Annotated in this window: 21 protein-coding genes and 1 tRNA gene; 13 read left to right on the forward strand and 9 right to left on the reverse strand. The window is 41.6% G+C overall.

Annotation, left to right across the window (positions count from 1 at the left end; all coding sequences use genetic code 11):
• Window position 1: 1 nt before the first annotated feature.
• A complete protein-coding gene (locus DLD82_RS01275; RefSeq protein WP_109939287.1) occupies window positions 2–364 on the reverse strand; it encodes a cell division protein SepF in 363 nt (120 codons plus the stop codon).
• 70 nt (window positions 365–434) lie between these two features.
• A complete protein-coding gene (locus tag DLD82_RS01280; RefSeq protein WP_109939288.1) occupies window positions 435–932 on the reverse strand; it encodes an RNA-binding protein in 498 nt (165 codons plus the stop codon).
• A 130-nt stretch (window positions 933–1,062) separates the two neighbouring features.
• On the opposite strand from DLD82_RS01280, the gene DLD82_RS01285 reads away from it, so the two are divergent.
• The 6 genes from DLD82_RS01285 (at window position 1,063) to DLD82_RS01310 (ending at window position 5,151) form a co-directional block, all read left to right on the forward strand.
• The gene (locus DLD82_RS01285; RefSeq protein ID WP_109939289.1) at window positions 1,063–1,290 is read left to right on the forward strand and encodes an LSM domain-containing protein; all 228 of its coding nucleotides are present in this window, start codon (window positions 1,063–1,065) and stop codon (window positions 1,288–1,290) included.
• Window positions 1,291–1,302: 12 nt separating this feature from the next.
• Window positions 1,303–1,485, forward strand: a complete 183-nt coding sequence (locus tag DLD82_RS01290) for a 50S ribosomal protein L37e (protein ID WP_109939290.1) — start codon at window positions 1,303–1,305, stop codon at window positions 1,483–1,485.
• 2 nt (window positions 1,486–1,487) lie between these two features.
• Window positions 1,488–2,909, forward strand: coding sequence for an amidophosphoribosyltransferase (gene purF, locus DLD82_RS01295; protein WP_109939291.1), 1,422 nt, complete (start codon window positions 1,488–1,490; stop codon window positions 2,907–2,909).
• A gap of 191 nt (window positions 2,910–3,100) precedes the next feature.
• Entirely contained in the window at window positions 3,101–3,427 is a 327-nt protein-coding gene (locus tag DLD82_RS01300) for a HEPN domain-containing protein (protein WP_109939292.1), read from the forward strand.
• The gene (gene serA / locus DLD82_RS01305) at window positions 3,424–5,010 is read left to right on the forward strand and encodes a phosphoglycerate dehydrogenase (RefSeq protein ID WP_109939293.1); all 1,587 of its coding nucleotides are present in this window, start codon (window positions 3,424–3,426) and stop codon (window positions 5,008–5,010) included. The genes DLD82_RS01300 and serA overlap by 4 nt, the downstream gene beginning before the upstream one ends.
• 67 nt (window positions 5,011–5,077) lie before the next feature.
• Window positions 5,078–5,151 (forward strand) — tRNA-Val (locus tag DLD82_RS01310).
• Window positions 5,152–5,298: 147 nt separating this feature from the next.
• Here DLD82_RS01310 and DLD82_RS01315 read toward each other — a convergent pair.
• Window positions 5,299–6,492, reverse strand: coding sequence for an ABC transporter substrate-binding protein (locus DLD82_RS01315; RefSeq protein WP_146199652.1), 1,194 nt, complete (start codon window positions 6,490–6,492; stop codon window positions 5,299–5,301).
• A 57-nt stretch (window positions 6,493–6,549) separates the two neighbouring features.
• Here DLD82_RS01315 and DLD82_RS01320 point away from each other — a divergent pair, with 57 nt between their 5' ends.
• Complete coding sequence (locus tag DLD82_RS01320) at window positions 6,550–7,902, forward strand: mannose-1-phosphate guanylyltransferase/mannose-6-phosphate isomerase (protein ID WP_109939295.1); 1,353 nt, start codon at window positions 6,550–6,552, stop codon at window positions 7,900–7,902.
• A gap of 6 nt (window positions 7,903–7,908) precedes the next feature.
• Here DLD82_RS01320 and DLD82_RS01325 read toward each other — a convergent pair whose 3' ends face one another.
• A complete protein-coding gene (locus DLD82_RS01325; RefSeq protein ID WP_109939296.1) occupies window positions 7,909–10,356 on the reverse strand; it encodes an oligosaccharyl transferase, archaeosortase A system-associated in 2,448 nt (815 codons plus the stop codon).
• A 386-nt stretch (window positions 10,357–10,742) separates the two neighbouring features.
• On the reverse strand, window positions 10,743–11,345 hold the full coding sequence (locus DLD82_RS01330) for an acylphosphatase (protein ID WP_109939297.1): 603 nt from the start codon (window positions 11,343–11,345) through the stop codon (window positions 10,743–10,745).
• A gap of 179 nt (window positions 11,346–11,524) precedes the next feature.
• Here DLD82_RS01330 and DLD82_RS01335 point away from each other — a divergent pair, with 179 nt between their 5' ends.
• Window positions 11,525–12,673, forward strand: coding sequence for a glycosyltransferase family 2 protein (locus tag DLD82_RS01335; protein WP_109939298.1), 1,149 nt, complete (start codon window positions 11,525–11,527; stop codon window positions 12,671–12,673).
• Window positions 12,674–12,924: 251 nt separating this feature from the next.
• Here DLD82_RS01335 and DLD82_RS01345 read toward each other — a convergent pair whose 3' ends face one another.
• Entirely contained in the window at window positions 12,925–13,377 is a 453-nt protein-coding gene (locus DLD82_RS01345) for an acylphosphatase (RefSeq protein WP_181391184.1), read from the reverse strand.
• Window positions 13,378–13,511: 134 nt separating this feature from the next.
• The gene (locus DLD82_RS01350) at window positions 13,512–14,915 is read right to left on the reverse strand and encodes an ATP-binding protein (protein ID WP_109939301.1); all 1,404 of its coding nucleotides are present in this window, start codon (window positions 14,913–14,915) and stop codon (window positions 13,512–13,514) included.
• Between the two features lie 369 nt (window positions 14,916–15,284).
• Between DLD82_RS01350 and DLD82_RS01355 the strand changes: the two genes are divergently transcribed.
• Entirely contained in the window at window positions 15,285–15,533 is a 249-nt protein-coding gene (locus tag DLD82_RS01355; RefSeq protein ID WP_109939302.1) for a type II toxin-antitoxin system HicB family antitoxin, read from the forward strand.
• 45 nt (window positions 15,534–15,578) lie between these two features.
• Window positions 15,579–15,755: a type II toxin-antitoxin system HicA family toxin gene (locus tag DLD82_RS19285; RefSeq protein WP_109939346.1), complete on the forward strand. Its 177-nt coding sequence runs from the start codon at window positions 15,579–15,581 to the stop codon at window positions 15,753–15,755.
• A gap of 694 nt (window positions 15,756–16,449) precedes the next feature.
• Here DLD82_RS19285 and DLD82_RS01370 read toward each other — a convergent pair.
• Window positions 16,450–17,055, reverse strand: a complete 606-nt coding sequence (locus DLD82_RS01370; protein WP_109939304.1) for a hypothetical protein — start codon at window positions 17,053–17,055, stop codon at window positions 16,450–16,452.
• A gap of 177 nt (window positions 17,056–17,232) precedes the next feature.
• On the opposite strand from DLD82_RS01370, the gene DLD82_RS01375 reads away from it, so the two are divergent.
• Both DLD82_RS01375 and DLD82_RS18350 read left to right on the forward strand, forming a co-directional pair.
• On the forward strand, window positions 17,233–17,475 hold the full coding sequence (locus tag DLD82_RS01375; protein WP_109939305.1) for a hypothetical protein: 243 nt from the start codon (window positions 17,233–17,235) through the stop codon (window positions 17,473–17,475).
• Window positions 17,462–17,629, forward strand: a complete 168-nt coding sequence (locus tag DLD82_RS18350; protein WP_181391185.1) for a hypothetical protein — start codon at window positions 17,462–17,464, stop codon at window positions 17,627–17,629. Before DLD82_RS01375 ends, DLD82_RS18350 begins: the two co-directional genes overlap by 14 nt.
• Window positions 17,630–17,984: 355 nt before the next feature.
• Here DLD82_RS18350 and DLD82_RS01385 read toward each other — a convergent pair whose 3' ends face one another.
• A complete protein-coding gene (locus DLD82_RS01385; protein ID WP_109939307.1) occupies window positions 17,985–18,569 on the reverse strand; it encodes a hypothetical protein in 585 nt (194 codons plus the stop codon).
• Between the two features lie 177 nt (window positions 18,570–18,746).
• Between DLD82_RS01385 and DLD82_RS18355 the strand changes: the two genes are divergently transcribed.
• The gene (locus tag DLD82_RS18355; protein WP_181391186.1) at window positions 18,747–18,905 is read left to right on the forward strand and encodes a hypothetical protein; all 159 of its coding nucleotides are present in this window, start codon (window positions 18,747–18,749) and stop codon (window positions 18,903–18,905) included.
• Window positions 18,906–18,964 lie beyond the last annotated feature (59 nt).

Consider the following 18,964-nt stretch of genomic DNA (forward strand, 5'->3'; position numbering starts at 1 on the left):
CTCAGGCACCGCCACCGATGCGGTCACGGGAAATTTTAACGTTTTTCGGGGTGATAACGACATATTGCTGGTCGCCAAGACCTACAATATCCCCGTCAACATCCCGGGCAACCTGGTAGAAATCCTTCATGACCCGTTCATAATTGATCTTATCCATTTTCAGGCGGGTAATGTCAACAATGACGATGTTTCCGTCATAAACCTGGTCCTTGACAATCTGGCTTTCCCGCAGACCTGTTACGGTGGCGACCTTGACGAGAAGGGCCGGGTTTTCACTCAGTTCATAATCCTTCAGGGTGAGATCTTTATATTCGTCCGGGGAAGCGGTATCCTTGCTTCCGAAGAGAAGGTCGCGAAGTCCCATATAAGAACCTTTTCTGTCAGTTGTATTAAAGATACTGGTATTTCAGGCTTGATGAGCCTTCTTTGCCTATTCAGAACTCAAGATTCCAGATATCATCACCGACGTAATGCCATGTCCGGGCAATTTTCCCTTTTTCCTGCGCGAGGAGATCTTCAGCATCAAATAATGCGATTCCAAGGGCCAATGGCTTTCCATGACGCTCATCTACGATCTGCACCGGTTTACCGGCTTTGACATCGGGTGTTACATCCACAACACCGGGCCGCATGATATCTGCACCATTAATCACGAAAGAAACGGCGCCCATATCCACGATAATTTTCTTCTGAGGGAATGGCCGGCTTAATGCACCACGCAGACTTGGAAAGAGAATCCCGTCTTTTTCCAGGATAAGAGGCTCTTTATCAATAAGGTACAAATGTACATCCTGGTTTGTTTCAATTATTTCGATCATCTTACCGGAAAACAGGTCTGCACCGTCTCTGATTTCTTCCCGGAGTCTTTCAAGTATCCCGTTTACCTGTGATTTGCGTATTGAATGCCTTCTTTTTGAAGTCAGTTTTCCCATATTCTCTATATAATCAAAACCTGCACTCTCATAAACGATACGTCGGACTGTCCGGAATCAGTACGGGGAATGTTTATGAATTATCCCGGCGCAATTTATTCACTCATTTTGAGTAGTGCAGGGTATTGATATGACTAAAAGACCTATGGATATTTTAGATCAGGTCCTGAATCGGCAACCAGTACTGATATCCCTTAAAGGGGGCAGGGAAATCAAAGGAGTTCTCCAGGGATATGATGTCCACATGAATCTTGTTCTGGATAAAGCAGAAGAGATTGTAAGTGGACAGGCTCAAAGTATTGGTACCCTGATTATTCGCGGCGATAATGTCATCTACATCTCCCCGAATCCCCAATAACGAGGAAAGATAATGTCAAAAGGAACACCATCACGAGGAAAACGACAGACACAGACTCATCTGACCTGCAGAAGATGCGGGAAGATGTCCTACCACAAGCGGCATAAAATCTGTTCATCATGTGGATTTGGCCGCTCCACTCGCATGCGCTCCTATGGCTGGATAAACAAGCGGCCAAAAATCGCAACTCATTAATTATGTGCGGGATCGTTGGCATTAGTAGTTCTGCCGACGTCTCTTTTTCTCTTTATTATGCATTATATGCTCTTCAGCACCGTGGACAGGAAAGTGCCGGTATTGCAACGTTTAACGGCTCCGGCCTGTGCAAATACAAAGAAAACGGTCTCGTTTCTGAAGTATTTAATGAACAGGTGCTAAAATCGCTTGTTGGAAAAGTCGGGATTGGGCATGTAAGATATCCCACCACAGGAGAGAATCGTCCGGAGAATATCCAGCCTTTTTTATTCACTTTTCATGGTCATGTTATCGCAATAGCGCATAATGGGAACCTGGTTAATTATCGTGAACTTCGTGCAGAATTTGAAAACCGGGGACAAATATTCTGGTCGACATCTGATACGGAAGTAATTTCAAAGATAATTACCGAGTCCATCAGAAAAGGAGGGACGATTGAGGATGCGGTGAAAAAATGCATGGCCTGTCTGAAGGGCTCATACTCCGTCGTTATGTTGTATGATGGAGATCTCTATGCATTTCGTGATCCGCACGGAATCCGGCCACTTTGTTTTGGCAGAACAGAATCCGGATATATGGTGGCATCAGAAAGTGTCGCTCTTGATGCTCTTAATGGAAAACTTGAACGGGATGTTCTTCCCGGTGAAATGATACATATCAGCGGGGATGAAATCAGGTTTAAGCAAATCGCTGTTGCCTCCAGGAAAGGACATTGCGTTTTTGAATACATCTATTTCGCTCGTGCTGACTCGTACATCGACGGATCACTGGTCTATGATGTACGAAGAAAAATCGGCGCACAAATTTTCGAGGAAAAACCTATACAGGCAGATGCCGTATGCACGGTCCCGGACTCGGGAACTGCTTATGCAGTAGGATTTTCAGAGAAGTCATCCATTCCCTTTGTAGAATGCCTTATTAAAAACCGATATATGGGCCGGACATTTATCATGCCGACACAGGAGAAACGTGAGCGGGCGGTTCGTATCAAACTCAATCCGATTCCGGATCATCTTCGTGATCGCTCGATTATTCTGGTTGATGATTCGATTGTCAGGGGAACCACCTCGCGGCGAATCATTGAGAGCATGAAAGATGCCGGGGCACGGGAGATACACATGCGAATCGGGTCACCGATAATCAAGGCTCCCTGTTATCTCGGTGTTGACATGCCAACACGGGCAGAACTTATCGGGAGTGACAAAGATGTTGAACAGGTCCGGAAAAGTATTACTGCGACAAGTCTCCATTACCTTTCAATAGAATCCCTCGTTAATGCAATCGGTCTGCCCTGCCATGATCTCTGCCTCGGATGTCTTACCGGATGCTATCCGGTTGAGATAAGGAACGAGCAATGTGATGATCGGTGTGTAACACTGGTTGACAGGGATGTTCAGACCTCGCTGTTTGAAAGAGAATCATAAGAAAAGAGCAATAAGGGGAAAGGTGATAATTTGTTAGTAATTATCAAAAACCCCTCTTTATAGCCTATGCCCGAGAGAAGCCATGACTGGATGGATCAGGCAGTTTTTTTCTGAAAGCCGCTGAAGATAATTGTGCTGCTGGTAATTAGGAAAGGACGTGTTTTATCTCTCAACAGGCTGCAAAGAAGGCTATGAAGGCACTCTCTCAATTTTTAGGGGGAGAAGCCTGGGGCCATTCTGTTGAAAAACTCATGGCAGTGCTTGATGACTCTCTTGAAATATCTCATGAATTATTGTATCATGCAAAGCGCCTTGATCGTCTCTATATTATCAGCAGATATCCGGATGGGTTAATATATGGAACACCCCATGAACATTTCACCAGGGAAGATGCAGAAGCAGCAATAAGTAGTGCTGGGACAATCTTGCGGTTTAGTCAGAATATTCTGGATAGTCCTATCATCATATCTGCGAACTATCAAGTAAAACAAAAACTGATAACTTACAGAGTACTGTGACATATTCAATTCTTGTTAGTGATGAACTTGCAGAAGAAGGGATTGATATCCTCCGTGATCATGCAATGGTGGATGTTAACACCGGTCTTTCTGAAGATGAACTGGTCGCCACGATAGAAAATTATGATGCGCTGCTGGTCAGGTCCGGGACGCAGGTTACCGAGCGGGTAATTGAAGCAGGAAAAAAACTTCGTTTTGTCGGGCGTGCAGGAGCAGGGGTTGACAATATCGATATGAACGCAGCAACCCGGAACGGAATTATTGTTGCCAACGCCCCGGAAGGTAACACCCTCGCAGCAACCGAACATACCATGGCTATGATGCAGTCTCTCTGCCGGAATATTCCACAGGCAAATGCATCCATGCAGGCCGGAGAATGGAAACGATCCAAATTCATGGGTGTTGAACTGAACGAAAAAACCCTTGGAGTTGTGGGTCTTGGACGTATCGGTCGTGAAGTTGCGAAACGGGCAGCCTCATTTAATATGCACATCATCGGGTATGATCCGTTTATTTCTCCGGAAAAAGCTGCAGAAATGGGCATTGAGTCGATGAGCCTTGATAAACTCTTTACAAAGGCAGATATCATCACCGTCCATACCCCTCTCATTAAAGAAACAAGCCACATTGTCAATGAAAAGACCATTGCCACCATGAAAGATGGGGTCAGGATCATTAACTGTGCCCGTGGAGGTATTATTGATGAGGCTGCACTCGCAACAGCAGTGAAATCCGGAAAGGTAGCCGGTGCAGCAATCGATGTTTTTGAACAGGAACCACCAAAGGATTCTCCTCTGCTTGGTATCCCGGGAATCATTCTGACACCGCATCTCGGAGCAAGCACGGTGGAAGCACAAAAAAATGTTTCCATCTCAATTGCAAAACAGTGCCTTGAAGTGCTGGGTGGCGGGGATGCGAAATATGTGGTAAATGCACCGATTATCCCATCCGAACTCCATGAAACGGTTGAACCATTTGCATCCTTAGGTGAGCGGATGGGCAGACTGATGATTCAGATAATTGAGGGCCGGGTATTAAATCTTGAGATGATTTATGGGGGAGAACTTGCTACCCTTGGTCAGTCTACTAAACTCATCACCCATATGGCAATCAAGGGACTTCTCGATCCCATCCTCCGGTTCCCGGTAAATATGGTAAATGCAGCATACATTGCCAAAGACAGAGGAATTAACGTATCTGAAACAACAACCGGAGAATCTGCAGGTTATAAAAACCTCCTAACCATGAAGGTGACCACAGATACTACAGAACTGGTAATATCCGGTTCGGTATTGTATAAGGGCGGTGCCAGAATTGTATCCATAGCAGGATACACCATGGATATGGTTCCTGAAGGGGCAGTCATCATCTCACGACACCTTGACAGACCTGGAGTAATTGGAAGAGCATCCACCATCCTTGGAGAACATCAGATCAATATTGCCGGCATGCAGGTCGGACGGTTCCAGCCAGGAGAGGATGCAATTATGGTTCTGAATGTAGATGGCGATGTCCCGGAGAGTGTAATGGAAGCGATTCGGGGAATGCAGGGGATCTATTCTGCAAAATTTGCCAGAATATAATCTCTTTTTGAATATCAGATCATAATCTATAAATGTGCGAGAAGGTAACATTGTAAGGCACAACCGGGGGCTCGTGGTCTAGCTGGTTATGACGTCGCCTTGACATGGCGGAGATCCTGAGTTCGAATCTCAGCGAGCCCATCTTTTTTCATATAATTTTCAGATAACACATTCAGTTACGATTCCTTCATTCTGCATAGCACTTTTCCGATTTTAATCCGCTACCACCAGCCAGGTAACTTTTAAAAAAGATTATTGATCCGGATAGGAATTGACCGGATTTTTTATTCAGGTAAAGACCGGAATTCTGTTGAGCGCAAAGTTTCCGACCTCTTTATTTATCTCTTCAGAAATTGATTTTCCATATAGGTAGGTGAAGATATATTCTGCCATCGTTTTTGGATCCACATCGATGAATTTGTCAGGGTACAGTGCTTTCCCGATACAATATGCATTGATAAGATCTATCTCATGACTTTCACCATAGATACTGGTCGGATACAGTCCATACACCATCCCGCTTTTTATCGCCGCAGTTTCTGCAAAATCCGGAATATTTTCGAGCTCATGAATTGCGTTTTCTTTCTTTTCAAGAGTAGAGAGATCGATAAATATTGCATCTGCACTGAGTTTTTTTATCCTGCCAGCACTCAGGAGAATAGACTCAGATCCACTATCTGTCAGACATGTCTCCTCAAGAACATTTCTTGCTTTTTCCAGATCAAATGGGAAATACCTGCATGATGATGAAAGAATACCAGCCGGCTTATCATCTGTGTACGCTCCGATATACGCAGATTTATGCTGAAATTCCGGGATTGTTGAAACCCTGCTCTTCAGGTTATCAATAATTTTATCAAAAAAGCGGATTACTTCCTGAGCCCGGTCACTGCTACCGGTGAGAAGACCTAAAACTCGTAGTGAATAATTGAAATCCTCTCGCAAGTCAACCAGATTCCCTTCTTTCAACACAACAATCGGAATGCCCGTCATTTCAGATAACTCATCCGGAGAATACGGCCCACTGACGTTCATGAGTATTATCACATCCGGACGAGGGCTTAGGGACTGGATCTGTGCCGGGTAAACAGGTACCTGAACGGAAGGGAGAGATCTCAGTTCAGGATATGCAACAAGATAGGGTAACCAGGCCGGACGAATAACATATCGCTCCTCCGGATTATTCGTTACTGCATATTCCGGCTTTTGTAAGTACGCGAGATATCGCAGACACCCGGGCCCTGCGCACAAAATATGGGAGACGTTGTTTGGAATTTCAACTTCCCTGCCGGTTGCATCAGTGATGGTAAACACCGAGCCCGCTGTTGCAATATCTTCTATCTCAATTATTGAAGGTCCCGGAATCGATTCAGGAGGAGGTGATTCGTGGGACATACATCCGGCAGAGAATATCGCGATAAAAATGATGATGAATATGTGAATGGAATGGTGGTACATACGCTGGTAACTATATGACCTCACAGACCTTCATGATTTTTCATCGGAGGGTTGATTGTCAATCTGGTTAACATAATACTGATGCATCAGATCTATTCGGTCATACTTGCCGGAGGAATAGGAACAAGACTCTGGCCACTTTCACGAACATATTACCCGAAACAATTTCTCCAGGTTAACGGTCATTCATTATTTCAAAAGACATATCTCCGGTCAATTGAGATGTGCAGACCAGATTGTATCTTTATCGTAACAAACTCACTTCATCATTTCCTTGTAAAAAACCAGATCTCTGAACTTGGATACCAGATTTCTGATGAACAGATCTTACTGGAACCATCCGGAAAAAATACACTCCCTGCCATCACCTGGGCAGTAACAGAAATACAGAAAAAAAGTAATGATGCCCGTGTTTTTGTTTTTCCCAGTGATCATCTCCTTGGAGAGGATGCCATCCGCGAATTGAAACAGGCATTACCACTCACTGATTCCCAAATCGTAACATTTGGAATTGTACCATCTATCCCGCACACCGGGTATGGATACATCTCTCCGGGAGAGAACTTACAGACAGGATTTAAGGTCAGGGAATTTAAGGAAAAACCTGATGCCAGGACAGCAAAAGAATACGTTGACAAAGGATACTTCTGGAACAGCGGAATTTTTCTCTTTTCTGTGCCGGTGTTTAAATCTGAATTGACAAAGTATCAGCCGGATATCGCATCTGCATTTGAAAAAGGTGTGGTATGGGATGAACTTCCATCAATCTCCATTGATTATGGGATTCTTGAACATTCAGATGCCATCGCAGTAGTGCCCCTTTCAACCAGCTGGTCAGACCTGGGTAATTTTAATGCATGGTACGAAATATCCGAAAAGGATGAACAGGAAAATACCGGGGATTGTGTTGCTATCGATTCGCAGGGCAATTTTGTCACGACGCAGGATCGGTTTGCAGCACTAATCGGTATCCAGAATACCATCGTGGTTGAGACTCCGGATGCCCTGCTCATCTGTCGGCGTGATATGGCTGAAAAAGTTGGTGATCTGGTAAAGGGTTTGAAGAAGAAGAATAACCCGATTACTGAGATACATCAGCTTGTCTACCGGCCGTGGGGAGCGTATCTCGGACTTGAGAAAGGTCCGGGGTTTCAGATCAAACGAATCACCGTGGATCCGGGAAACCGGTTGTCATTACAACGCCACCATCACCGGAGTGAGCACTGGGTTGTTATCCATGGAACCGCAGATGTTGAACTGGACGGAAAACAATTCTTTATTCGCCCGGGAGAGAGCACCTTCGTTCCTGCCGGAGTTATGCACCGCCTTGGTAATTCCGGAAAAATTCCACTTGAAGTAATAGAAGTTCAGATTGGTGAATACCTGGAAGAGGATGATATTGAAAGAACAGAGGATGATTACCAAAGAAAATAAAATAAATTATTTTACTTGTTCTTCCAAGACCTCAACTGTTTCTCCGGTCTCAAGGATCCGGTATGGTCCGGTTGCCCGGACATCATAGGGATTATTTTTTGTGCTGTAGGGGAGGGTAAATGTTCCATTCGAACTCTGCTGTTTCCAGGTAAAGTTCCGCCCCTGGTTTGTTGTCATGGGCAGCTCAATGGTTCCGGTTCCGGGGAGTGTGTACCCGTTTACCCGTTCAAAGATCTTGACTTCTTTTATTTGATGAGTATCGTCCTCGGCAACCGTAGAGGGAGACTCATAAATAAGCCGGTAATGACCAAGACCAGCCACATCGGTGATTGGTTTGGTAAACTGGATAGACCCGGTGACCTTGTCAGATGATGTGGGAACCGTTTTTGCTTCTTCAGCAGATATTTCCTGTGCCCGGATAATTTGAGAGAAGGAACCGCCATTTTGTGAATTATGTGAGACTGATAACAGAGTCCCGCCTCTTCCGGCAAACCACGAACCATCAAACAGATGAAGTTTTGATGCAGTACTGTTAAAGAAAGGCTGTTTCAGGACCAGGATTGCATCATATCTTCCGGTCCCCGGAGACTGCTGATAATACGTTTCTTGGTATTCGGAAATGCTGTCTTTTCCATATGCCCAGAGAGGAAGTGCTGCAAATTTTGATGTTACCGTTGCATAATCGGTAATAATGTACCTGGTTCCTGTTTCTTTTGCATAATGCTCGGCATCATCTTCAGATTGTGCAGCCAGGAATTTCCCAACCGCGGGGACGTTGTCCTGAAACGGCGAGGTAACCGGAATTCTCTTTGTCAGGAATGAGATCCAGTGGCCATAATCCCACCATGAGAGAACTCCATAGGATTCTTCAGGATAGGAGAATTCTGTTTTCTGATAAATATTATAATAATTAACACCAGGATCCGGTGAGTTTTCTGATAACCAGACCAGAGAATCAGCCCAGTCATTACTGATTGATATGAGGCCTATCTGTTTATCGGCAACGGTCATTACCGTCTGGGCAGAAAATGCAGTGATTAATAACATGATTATTCCGACAACTGCGATAGCCCTGAATGGGATAACCTGCCGGGGTGGTTCAGAACTCTTTTTTGAACGGGTTTCAGGTTCTTCACTTGCTACAATTTTTGAATAGAGGGTACTGAGTGTAACTGCAGAAAACAGAACAATCACTACACTCACGTAATATTCATACCGGAGATGCATAACGGTTGCAAATATGAGCACCATTCCCCAGACTAAAAGTCCCATCAAAGCCGGCTGGTACGAGCGAATCAGTCTGATGATACATATGATTATTCCTAAAAATGCAAGGAAAAGGGCAATGTTGTAGGAATACCATGCTCGAACCGGTTCCCACATCTGCATCTCATTAATAAAAGATTCAGTATATGAAAAGAAAAAGAAATAATTCATATAACCGGTAATCTGCGATGCCAACTCCGGTATGAATGCTGCGATGAAAACATACCCTGCGATTATAGCCCCTGAAACAATCCCGATATAATAATAAGGAGACTTTTTTTCACAGATATGAGCAGTAAGAGTTAGAAATCCGAGTTCAAGAGGTAATGCTAAAGCAACCAGTACATGACCGATGGAATAGTTGCTTAGAGATATTCCATCATGACTCAATCCAAGAAGGAGATACAGGATTGTAAATGTTATAAAAAAGAGACAGGTGTGCAGAAAGAGAGAAATAAGATTGTCCCGGTCCCGTGTTAACAGGGCATGAATAAGAAAAATCAGGGCACAAATAGCTGCAAAAAGCACCATGGTCTGCACGTTCATAATACCAAGGAAATATGCAACTCCGGCTGACACCGCGAGTAAGATACTTTTTTTAGAGTAACGGGCAGTTTTAATGTTGCCAATAGTTATGAGGAGAGTAATTATCAGGGTAATAAAAAGGGTGGAAAACAGGGTCTCGGTGATATGGTGATCAAGGTATCCGTAAAATGAACGATAGAGTAACTCCCCGGAGATTACTGGAAGAAGTATTGCTGCAATCCATCCGGTTTTTTCATCTCCGGTAAGTTTTCCAAGGTACCAGATAATGGGGATAAGGAGAAGAAATAATAACGGGGGAATATATGATGCAATTATCATATTTTCCGGTCTTGCTAACGCACCAAAGAGAACACAGGCAGATGCGCAGAGGAATGGAAATAACGGGCCCCAGTCAACATCCTTCCCGACAGGAAATGCAGTCATGGGATCAAACCAGGCATATCCGGGGTAATTCGCGGTTATCTGTTCTATCTGGCGCATTGAATACCAGGTGTCCATGAATATGAGTTTCTGGACCGGACCGTCACCAAGATATTCCATGGGTAAAAACCGAAGCCAGAGTCCAAAGAGTGCTGATATAATGACCAGAAGAATGAGAAGATGTGATGAATACGTATTCAGCCAGGTTTTAAGTGTTGTCATTATAAGTAGTATCTGACTTTTTCCTTAAGTATCCATATACTATAGACGATCTGATTTTTGTGATCCGGGAATCTGAATTGCAAAAAAGAGTGATTTTCATAGTATGCCAGTACCAGAGTTCACGATGTTGGGCGGTTAATGGAATCCGGTTTATAATAATGAGAGGGTTGTTCCAATTGAAACCATCCTTTGGATCTTTCAGTGAGTATAATTTTGTAAAGACATACCGGGCATATTAAGATCTTAAAAATAGTATTGTCCTCCGGAAAACGTCGCTTGATAATCAGGACGAAGAATCAGATAAGTAGGATATGATTATAAAAAGGAATTCTTTTTTGCTTTATATATCTGTAAAATAAAGCAGAATGTTAACAAAAGATAAAATCTCAAACAGATATTCCTTCCCGGATTAAAGCATTTTCAATGGCAGTTAATTTCTTTTTTATCTCTGTAAACTCTGTTTCAAGATAATTTGCAGAATCTTTTCTGAAACCTTTTATCTCATCCAGGGTTTCTTTTTGGACAGATATGAATGAATCATTTTTTCCAGACATTACATCCTGCTTATCAAGCATCTGGTTTTGTTTGTCAAGCATTTGATCTTGCTTTTCAAGCATTTGATCCTGTTTTACAAGACTTAAGGATGTATTTTCAACCACCCGATATAACAGGGCACCTGCCACATCAATCCGCTCAAACAATTCGTCTTCTTTATTGCCCCGGATTATTTCAAATTTTTTATATTCTGATATCGCTGTGCCCCAGGAAACTGAGAATGTTCTGACGTCAATTGGATATTCGGTAATATTTATATCTGCAAGGAATTTTTTGAGAACTTCCTCTTTTCCTTCTGCAACAATCTCAACATCACCGGATTCCAAATTTTTCACATATCCGGTGATCTCTCTTCTGAAAGTTGCCTTTCGCACATATTCACGGTATCCGACTGCCTGGACATCACCTCCGGCGATTATTGTTACTCTTTTCATACTCTTCTATTAGATGAGTGAGCCAATATACATTCTGTCAGTGTGGGGACAAGGGTATTGGTTGTATTTTTTCGAGAATTTTCTATTTACACAGCATATCTGCATATTTGAGGATAGAAAACACATATTGTCGATTCCCAGAAAATATAACCTTTCAAATCAGACACATATTGACATACATGGGTCCAATCGTTACCATAATCATACCGGCCATGAATGAAGAAAAAACGATAGGATCCTGCCTTGAGAAGATCAAAGTGGGATGTCTGCGGGGAAATATTCAGTATGAAATAATCGTTTCAGATTCTTCAACCGATTCAACGCCGGATATCGCCCGCTCACATGGTGCACGGGTTATTCATCCGGAGAGACGAGGATATGGGAATGCATACATCTCTGCGTTTCCCCATGCAAAAGGGGAGATAATTGTAATCGGAGATGCCGATGACACCTATGATTTCACCTTGATACCCGAGTTAGTAAAGCCTATCGCTCAGAGAAAGGCAGACATGGTGATTGGATCAAGACTGAAAGGGACCATTCTTCCGGGGTCGATGCCATGGCTGCACCAGTTTATTGGAAACCCTCTCCTGACAAGACTTCTCAATTTTACGTTCCATTCACAATTCTCAGATACCCACAGCGGGATGCGGGCCATAAGTAAGGAGGCACTGCAGAAATTAAGTCTTCACACCGGAGGAATGGAATTTGCTTCCGAGATGCTTATTGAAGCAGCAAAAAAAGGACTCCGGTTTGAAGAGATCCCGATTACGTACTATCCCCGGAAAGGACCATCGAAACTTCATAGTTTTGCAGACGGATGGAGACATGTCAGGTTTATCATGCTGGTCCGGCCGCTCCGTTTTTTAATAGTTCCGGGATTATTGTTCATACTTCTTGGATTTTCCCTCATGGCAGGAGTGGGTTTTTTAAAATCGGTTGAGATGCAGGGTCTTCATTCATTTATTCTGGGTGATATCCTGGTGCTTGGAGGGCTCCAGTTTCTCCTCTCAGGTGTTGTGATGAAATCATACAGTGTCACCCATCAGCTGGATGATTGTGGTCCCTGGTTTTCCCAGATTCTTCGGTATCAGACACTGGAAAAACTGCTCTTTACCGGGGTATTATTTATGATTCTGGGGTTTGCCAGCGGGATGTACATTTTAAGCCAGTGGATATCTGTGACCGGACCACTGACACAGATTACGAATGCAGTTCTTTCGTTATCTAGTGTGATAATCGGGCTTCAATTGATCTTTACTGCACTCCACGTGAGTATGATGCTTCTTCAGTGTGAACGGGACGGATGCTCCGGGTTTATGGGATAAACCGAGAGTTTACTATTTTCCAATTAGTTAAACCAGGAACGAATACCAACCATGGCTCTGTGAATGAAATTATACAAAAACAAGAGTATGAGAGAACCCATCTTTTTCTAAAGCGGATATGTTCAAAAATTGAGGTTTTTCAATCTCCGGCGGTGGTCTTTTCAGAGACATGTGCCGAAATTTGAATGATATATCACAAGGATAATTGATGTCTATGACATCATACCTGCATTTTTCAGAATTGTCTGAATTTAATGTAATCGTTGTTCAATAAATTGATATTTTGTATGGATTGAATCTTTTAGATCTGATCTCATCTCCTGAATCTCCTGATTTGTAACTTTTTGAAGAGAGATCTGATAATCTTGGTTAGCCAACATCTGATCCTGTTTGTCTAGCATTTGTTCTCCAATTTTTACAGAACGGCGACTGTTATAATCAATTCGTACCAGATATGTGAGGGCAGCGTCCAGGCGTTCTCCGAGTTCTTCATCCGGATTCCCCCTTTGTATCTCAAAATATTTCCATTTTCCATCATAGGTTCCGGATTCGATTTTTATCGATTCAACACAGATGGGTTCTTCAATAATTTTGATTTGCGATATAAACTGATCCAAGTCAGCTTCGTTTCCTTCTGCAATAATCTCAACATCATATCCAGAGCAATTTCGGACTATCCCGGTATCCGACACGCTGGACTTCACCAGATGCTGTTATAATTAAACGTTTCATGAATATCCAATCGTAGTTTTTTTTATAGTGTTGCTGATTATGAGAAGAAATAACTATCATTCACAATTTTTTTAGGTTTAAAAACATTGGATATTTGAGACTGAATTTATTGTAATCCAGATGGTTTTTCAAGAAATGACGAAAAGTCCTGAAGGTCCCAGATAAAATTGCCGTCCTTTTTCAGGTTCTCTTTACCCATCACTCTCCGGGCTGCCACCCCACAAGTAACCGGATGAGTAAGGAAAGCGATGAGATCAGTTTTTTTCATTACCATATTAATAATATCCAGGGCCTGGTCTCCAGTCAGTTCACGGTTTTTACATTCCACCACGAGTGTCCGATCAGGTTTTATTGCCACAATATCTATCTCATCACCTTTCCGGTTCCACCAGGGGCCTGTTAATTCAAACTGAAAGGAATTGTCAGAGCTTATTACTTCCCTTACAAGGTCTTCAAAACATTTCCCTGCATAAGAGTTCCATCCATTATGGACGGTGGTAATCAATGATGAAAATTTTCCGGCTTCAAAGGTACTCATATTCGGGTATACAAACCTGGCATAAAATCTAAAGAACGGATCTGTCAGGAAATATCTTCCAAGTCTTGAACGACCTTTTTTATCACCGATTGGCACCTGATAGGTAACGATTCCAAGGAGGTTTATCAGGTTGTCCAGATACGGGTGAAGTGAAGTAACAGAAATACCTGCCCTATCTCCAATCTCTTTCATTGATGTTTTTCCACCGGCAAGAGCTGTAATTATTGCATGATAACTTGCGTGCTCACTTCCAAACTCCTCAACAAGGATATCAGAGATCTCCCGCCTAAGTGGTCCAAATTCACTAAATATCATTTTTTCAAGAATGTCAGAAAAATTATGGCAGGAGAATTTTTCAAAAAGATAATAATAGTGGATGATTCCGCCAAATAAGTAATAAATTTTTAACTTCTCTTCCAGAGGAAGAGAAGTCAGATCATCGAGCACAGGAAATATTTCCGTAATACCGAAGGGTCGTAAAGTTATCCGGGTATCTGCCCGCTTGAATAAGGGTGCCCCACCATCCTGGAAGAGACGATTCATCATGCCGATTGAAGATCCGGTTACGATAAGGAAGACTCCTGAGTCAGCTGGACGTTGATCCCATGCATTTTGCAGTTCTGAATAAAAAGAGGGATATATCTGACTAAATCGTTGAAATTCATCAAATACTACAATGATCGGTTCTTTTATCTGGATGAGAAAGGTAAAGAGATCGGAGGGTTTTTTTATTGAGAAGAACGGGGGAAGATTGAAATGATGAGACAGGATTTGTGCATATTCCTCCATGAGAAGATCTATTTTTTTGTGATTATCAACAAAAAAGTAAAGTGAAGGCCGGGAGCGAATAAATTCCCTGACAAGTGTTGTTTTACCAATTCTTCTTCTTCCGGTGATAACAAGAAATGAGGGAGTCTTCTTGTATAACTGCTCCATCAGGTGAAGTTCAGCTTCCCGGCCATAGAATTTCATTAATTATTATTTCTATAATTATTATATGAATAATTATTGTCGGTCAATACTGAAAGGATAATGAATGAGATATTATTGCATCAGTGAGTATTTATTTTTCCGGGAATAAATTTCAAAATGTGCATAATAATAAGGGAGATCCTAATCCAGGATTCCAGGAATTAAAAAAAACATCAGAATTTATATCGTCAGGTTCATCTCAAGACTAAAAAATTCGAAAAAATATCCAGATTTCAGTCTTTCACGGAGAAGAAATTTTTAGTTTTTTAATCCGGAAAACTAGTAAAAAGTATAAATGTTTGACACTAATTTTATGATACCATCTCAAAATAATCAATTATTGAATCATTCATGTAACAGGTGATATCTATGAAAACAATCATTATTCCAATCACAATAACATATCTCCCTGAGGGTTTCTTTCTGGCAACGAGTGATGTACTTCCGGGATTAATTGCTCAGGGTAGTAGTATTGATGAAACTATTGAAATAGCTGAAGATGTTGCACGACACCTGATATCTATAGAATTAGAAGAGAAAGGCAATAATAACATTGAAACAGATCATGAATCACAATATCTTTTAGATATCCATGTGCCAATTCCGGTATCCGTATGACACGAATACCATCATATCAATCCAAAGAAGTGGCCGGTAAACTAAATAGCCGGATATGTATTAAAACGCCATGGAAAAGGCTCACACGATATTTATTACCATCCAGACATAAAACGTTCCGTAACAATCCCCAATCACCCAGGACAACCAATTCCTATCGGTACTATTCATGCATTTATTCGTGCTATGGGTTTATCAAATGAGGAATTTATTTCATTGTAAAAAGTCAGATATTCACCTGAAAATATCGTTATTCCATGGGAATTTTAATTTAATGTTTATTTTGCTCATTTACTGAAAAAAATATTCCCGAAATTTGAGAAGGAATAGATGGAAGTACTCCTCTCTCAAATTTGATATGGGGACCAATATTGGACTAGTGGTGACTCTTTACTGAAGGGCCGCTATGGCCTTATCTTTTTTCAGTCGATACTTTATATGCCGGACAGGAGAGAGGGATTTAAACCCCCTTATAAAAACAAGTATTGAATTGGATTTTGAAAAATAAGGCCCTTACGCCAACATTTTTCCAGGGTTTTATCTGTCCAAAAAAAAACGTGAAATTTTTATAAAATATGGATGTATCGGGCTTTTTATCGTTAAGAAAACTCATGGAGGTAATTAGATCAATTATATTAGTATATATGTTGTGAATGTTAATCCCTTTGTGCTGCTCATTTATATCAAAAGGTATCTGCATGGAGAGTCGGACCCTCCTTGGAAGAAATTTCAGGTAAAGCGAACCAACATTCACTTGCTAAAGAGGGGAGAAGATTATTAGCAAAGGAATATGAGATTGGCAAATGGCATTATTCCAATCGAAAGGAGCTCTATGAACGTACCTGATTCGTTTATAGATTCAAACATTTTTTACTCTGCATGGACTTCGCTTGAGACCGGAGAAACCTGAAAAAAGTTACCAGATCTTTGGGATGAAACCATTCATATTTACTATACTGGCACTATCTCCGGTGGCACGGATCACAAAAAGGCCCTTTTTCTCTGCCATTGCTGCGGTGCCGGCATCTTCAGAGATGAATGCCACTGCCCCATATATCCTTTTTTCAGCATATTCCGGCATCCAGTTCTTCACCTGATTCAGTTTTTTCAAAAAAATTATAATATCTTCCGGTCTTAATGTAGTCTTCACTTCTACGATGACTATCTCAGATCCATTTATTGCAATGATATCAAACTCGTAATCAACACCATCGCGGCGGCCTTTCCTCCGCTTAATGGTATCAGTTACTTCGATGCCTCGCTGGTTTAGTATTGTGATGATATCTCCTTCCACCAGGGATTCAACAAGTTTTCCCCATTGTGAGGCGAATAATCTCTCTAATTGATTGAGTTTTTTATCTGTTTCTTTGAATTTCTTATCTGTTTCCTGGAACTTCTTATCTGTCTCTTTGAATTTCTTATCTGTCTCCTGGAACATGAGCCAGACTTTTTCAAAAGAGAGCGGCCCATCATGAGAATTTTGATCAGTAATTGAAGGTTTTGGTTTTGAGGATGGTGCCATAACTGATCATACTATTGCAACGGGGAGTATTTATTTTTCCGGGAGGTTTTCTAAGCTTTAAAGGTTCCGGGCATAGGTGAGGGCATCATCCAGGTGTTTTGGCTGTCAGGAAAGCAATTCGTTCTATCAGGTCTTATCAGAGATGTATGTAAATATGTGAAAAGTTTAAATTGATGTATGGGTACGGGAACAATATCCCTATCTGATGATGTTGAAAAACGATTCAGAGAAACCATTACCCGTGAGTGTGGAAATAAGAAAGGTGCCTTAAGTAGTGCAATTACTGAAGCAATCGAACTTTGGATTAAAGAAGTTGACATACGTTCACTTGCTGAAGAGGGAAGAAGATTGTTAGCAAAGGAACATGATATTGGTAAATGGCAGTATTCCAATCGAAAGGAACTCTATGAGCGTACCTGATGCGTTAATAGACACAGACATTTTTGTCTATGCATGGACTTCTCTTGAGAAAGAGAAACATGATATTGCTTTACAATTGTTTGAGAAAGTTTGGAGCAGGGAGATAACGTTCAGGAAAATTCCCTGGATTGAAGTGATAAATCCGTTCAAGTAAGAAGGCTTATTAGGGCTCTTTCTGAATTCCATATAATTTCTGCATAATATATTGATATTTTGTATAAAGAGACTCTTTAATATCTCATATCCTGAAACTCCTGATTGGCTCTTTCTTGATGAGAAATCTGATCATCCTATTTTTCCAGCATCTGCTCTCCAATTACCACAGAGAGAAGATTGTTAGTGTCAGTAAGAACAAGATAAATGAGCCCCGTATCCGGGCGTTTTCCGAGTTCTTCATCCAGATTCCCTCTTTCTATTTTGAAATATTTCTATTTTCCTTCATTGGTTCCGGACACTTTTGCTATCAATTCAAAAAAGATGGGATCCTTAACAATTCTATTGTCTAATAGTTACCAGACTTTTGGAGCAAAACTATCCTCATTTACTATACTGGCACTGTCTCCGGTGGCTCGTATAACAAAAAGGCCCTTTTTATCTGCCATTTCTGCTGTGCCAGCATCTTCTGATATGAATGCTACTGCTCCATATATCCTTTTTTCAGCATATTCCGGCATCCAGTTCTTCGCCTGTTTCAGTTTTTTCAAAAAATTTCTGATATCTTCTGGTCTTAATGTAGTCTTCACTTCTACGATGACTATTTCAGATCCATTAATTGCAATGATATCAAACTCGTAATCAATACCATCACGACGGCCTTTCCTCCTCTTAATGGTATCAGTTACTTCTATACCACGTTGATTTAGTATTGTGATGATATCTCCTTCCACCAGGGATTCGACAAGTTTTCCCCATTGTGAGGTGAATAATCTCTCTAATTGATTGAGTTTTTTATCTGTCTCCTGAAACTTCTTGTCTGTCTCTTTGAATTTCTTATCTGTCTCCTGGAACATGAGCCAGACTTTTTCAAAAGAGAGCGGCCCATCATGAGAATTTTGATCAGGTATTGAAGGTTTTGGTTTTGAGGATGGTGCCATAACTGATCATACTATTGCAACGGGGAGTATTTATTTTTCCGGGAGGTTTTCTAAGTTTTAAAGGTTCCGGGCATAGGTGAGGGCATCATCCAGGTGTTTTGGCTGTTAGTAAAGCAATTCGTTTTATCAGGTCTTATCAGAGGTCTATGTAAATATGTAAAAAATCTAAATATATCTATGGGCACGGTAACAATATCTCTATCTGATGATGTTGAAAAACGATTCAGAGAAACCATTACCCGTGAGTGTGGAAATAAGAAAGGTGCATTAAGTAATGCAATAACTGAAGCTATTGAACTTTGGATTATAGAAGCAAGACATGCGTTCACTTGCTGAAGAGGGAAGAAGATTGTTAGCAAGGGAACATGATATTGGTCATGAATTCTTTCTTTTCA

Source organism: Methanospirillum stamsii, assembly GCF_003173335.1.
Lineage (GTDB): Archaea > Halobacteriota > Methanomicrobia > Methanomicrobiales > Methanospirillaceae > Methanospirillum > Methanospirillum stamsii.

What these genes read in the sequence shown, in the direction of transcription:
- DLD82_RS01275 (WP_109939287.1), bottom strand. Translation starts at nt 364, where the DNA reads ATGGGACTTCGCGACCTTCTCTTCGGAAGCAAGGATACCGCTTCCCCG.
- DLD82_RS01280 (WP_109939288.1), bottom strand. Translation starts at nt 932, where the DNA reads ATGGGAAAACTGACTTCAAAAAGAAGGCATTCAATACGCAAATCACAG.
- DLD82_RS01285 (WP_109939289.1), top strand. Translation starts at nt 1,063, where the DNA reads ATGACTAAAAGACCTATGGATATTTTAGATCAGGTCCTGAATCGGCAA.
- DLD82_RS01290 (WP_109939290.1), top strand. Translation starts at nt 1,303, where the DNA reads ATGTCAAAAGGAACACCATCACGAGGAAAACGACAGACACAGACTCAT.
- purF (WP_109939291.1), top strand. Translation starts at nt 1,488, where the DNA reads ATGTGCGGGATCGTTGGCATTAGTAGTTCTGCCGACGTCTCTTTTTCT.
- DLD82_RS01300 (WP_109939292.1), top strand. Translation starts at nt 3,101, where the DNA reads ATGAAGGCACTCTCTCAATTTTTAGGGGGAGAAGCCTGGGGCCATTCT.
- DLD82_RS01320 (WP_109939295.1), top strand. Translation starts at nt 6,550, where the DNA reads ATGCATCAGATCTATTCGGTCATACTTGCCGGAGGAATAGGAACAAGA.
- DLD82_RS01325 (WP_109939296.1), bottom strand. Translation starts at nt 10,356, where the DNA reads ATGACAACACTTAAAACCTGGCTGAATACGTATTCATCACATCTTCTC.
- DLD82_RS01330 (WP_109939297.1), bottom strand. Translation starts at nt 11,345, where the DNA reads ATGAAAAGAGTAACAATAATCGCCGGAGGTGATGTCCAGGCAGTCGGA.
- DLD82_RS01335 (WP_109939298.1), top strand. Translation starts at nt 11,525, where the DNA reads ATGGGTCCAATCGTTACCATAATCATACCGGCCATGAATGAAGAAAAA.
- DLD82_RS01350 (WP_109939301.1), bottom strand. Translation starts at nt 14,915, where the DNA reads ATGAAATTCTATGGCCGGGAAGCTGAACTTCACCTGATGGAGCAGTTA.
- DLD82_RS01355 (WP_109939302.1), top strand. Translation starts at nt 15,285, where the DNA reads ATGAAAACAATCATTATTCCAATCACAATAACATATCTCCCTGAGGGT.
- DLD82_RS01370 (WP_109939304.1), bottom strand. Translation starts at nt 17,055, where the DNA reads ATGGCACCATCCTCAAAACCAAAACCTTCAATTACTGATCAAAATTCT.
- DLD82_RS01375 (WP_109939305.1), top strand. Translation starts at nt 17,233, where the DNA reads ATGGGTACGGGAACAATATCCCTATCTGATGATGTTGAAAAACGATTC.
- DLD82_RS18350 (WP_181391185.1), top strand. Translation starts at nt 17,462, where the DNA reads ATGAGCGTACCTGATGCGTTAATAGACACAGACATTTTTGTCTATGCA.
- DLD82_RS01385 (WP_109939307.1), bottom strand. Translation starts at nt 18,569, where the DNA reads ATGGCACCATCCTCAAAACCAAAACCTTCAATACCTGATCAAAATTCT.
- DLD82_RS18355 (WP_181391186.1), top strand. Translation starts at nt 18,747, where the DNA reads ATGGGCACGGTAACAATATCTCTATCTGATGATGTTGAAAAACGATTC.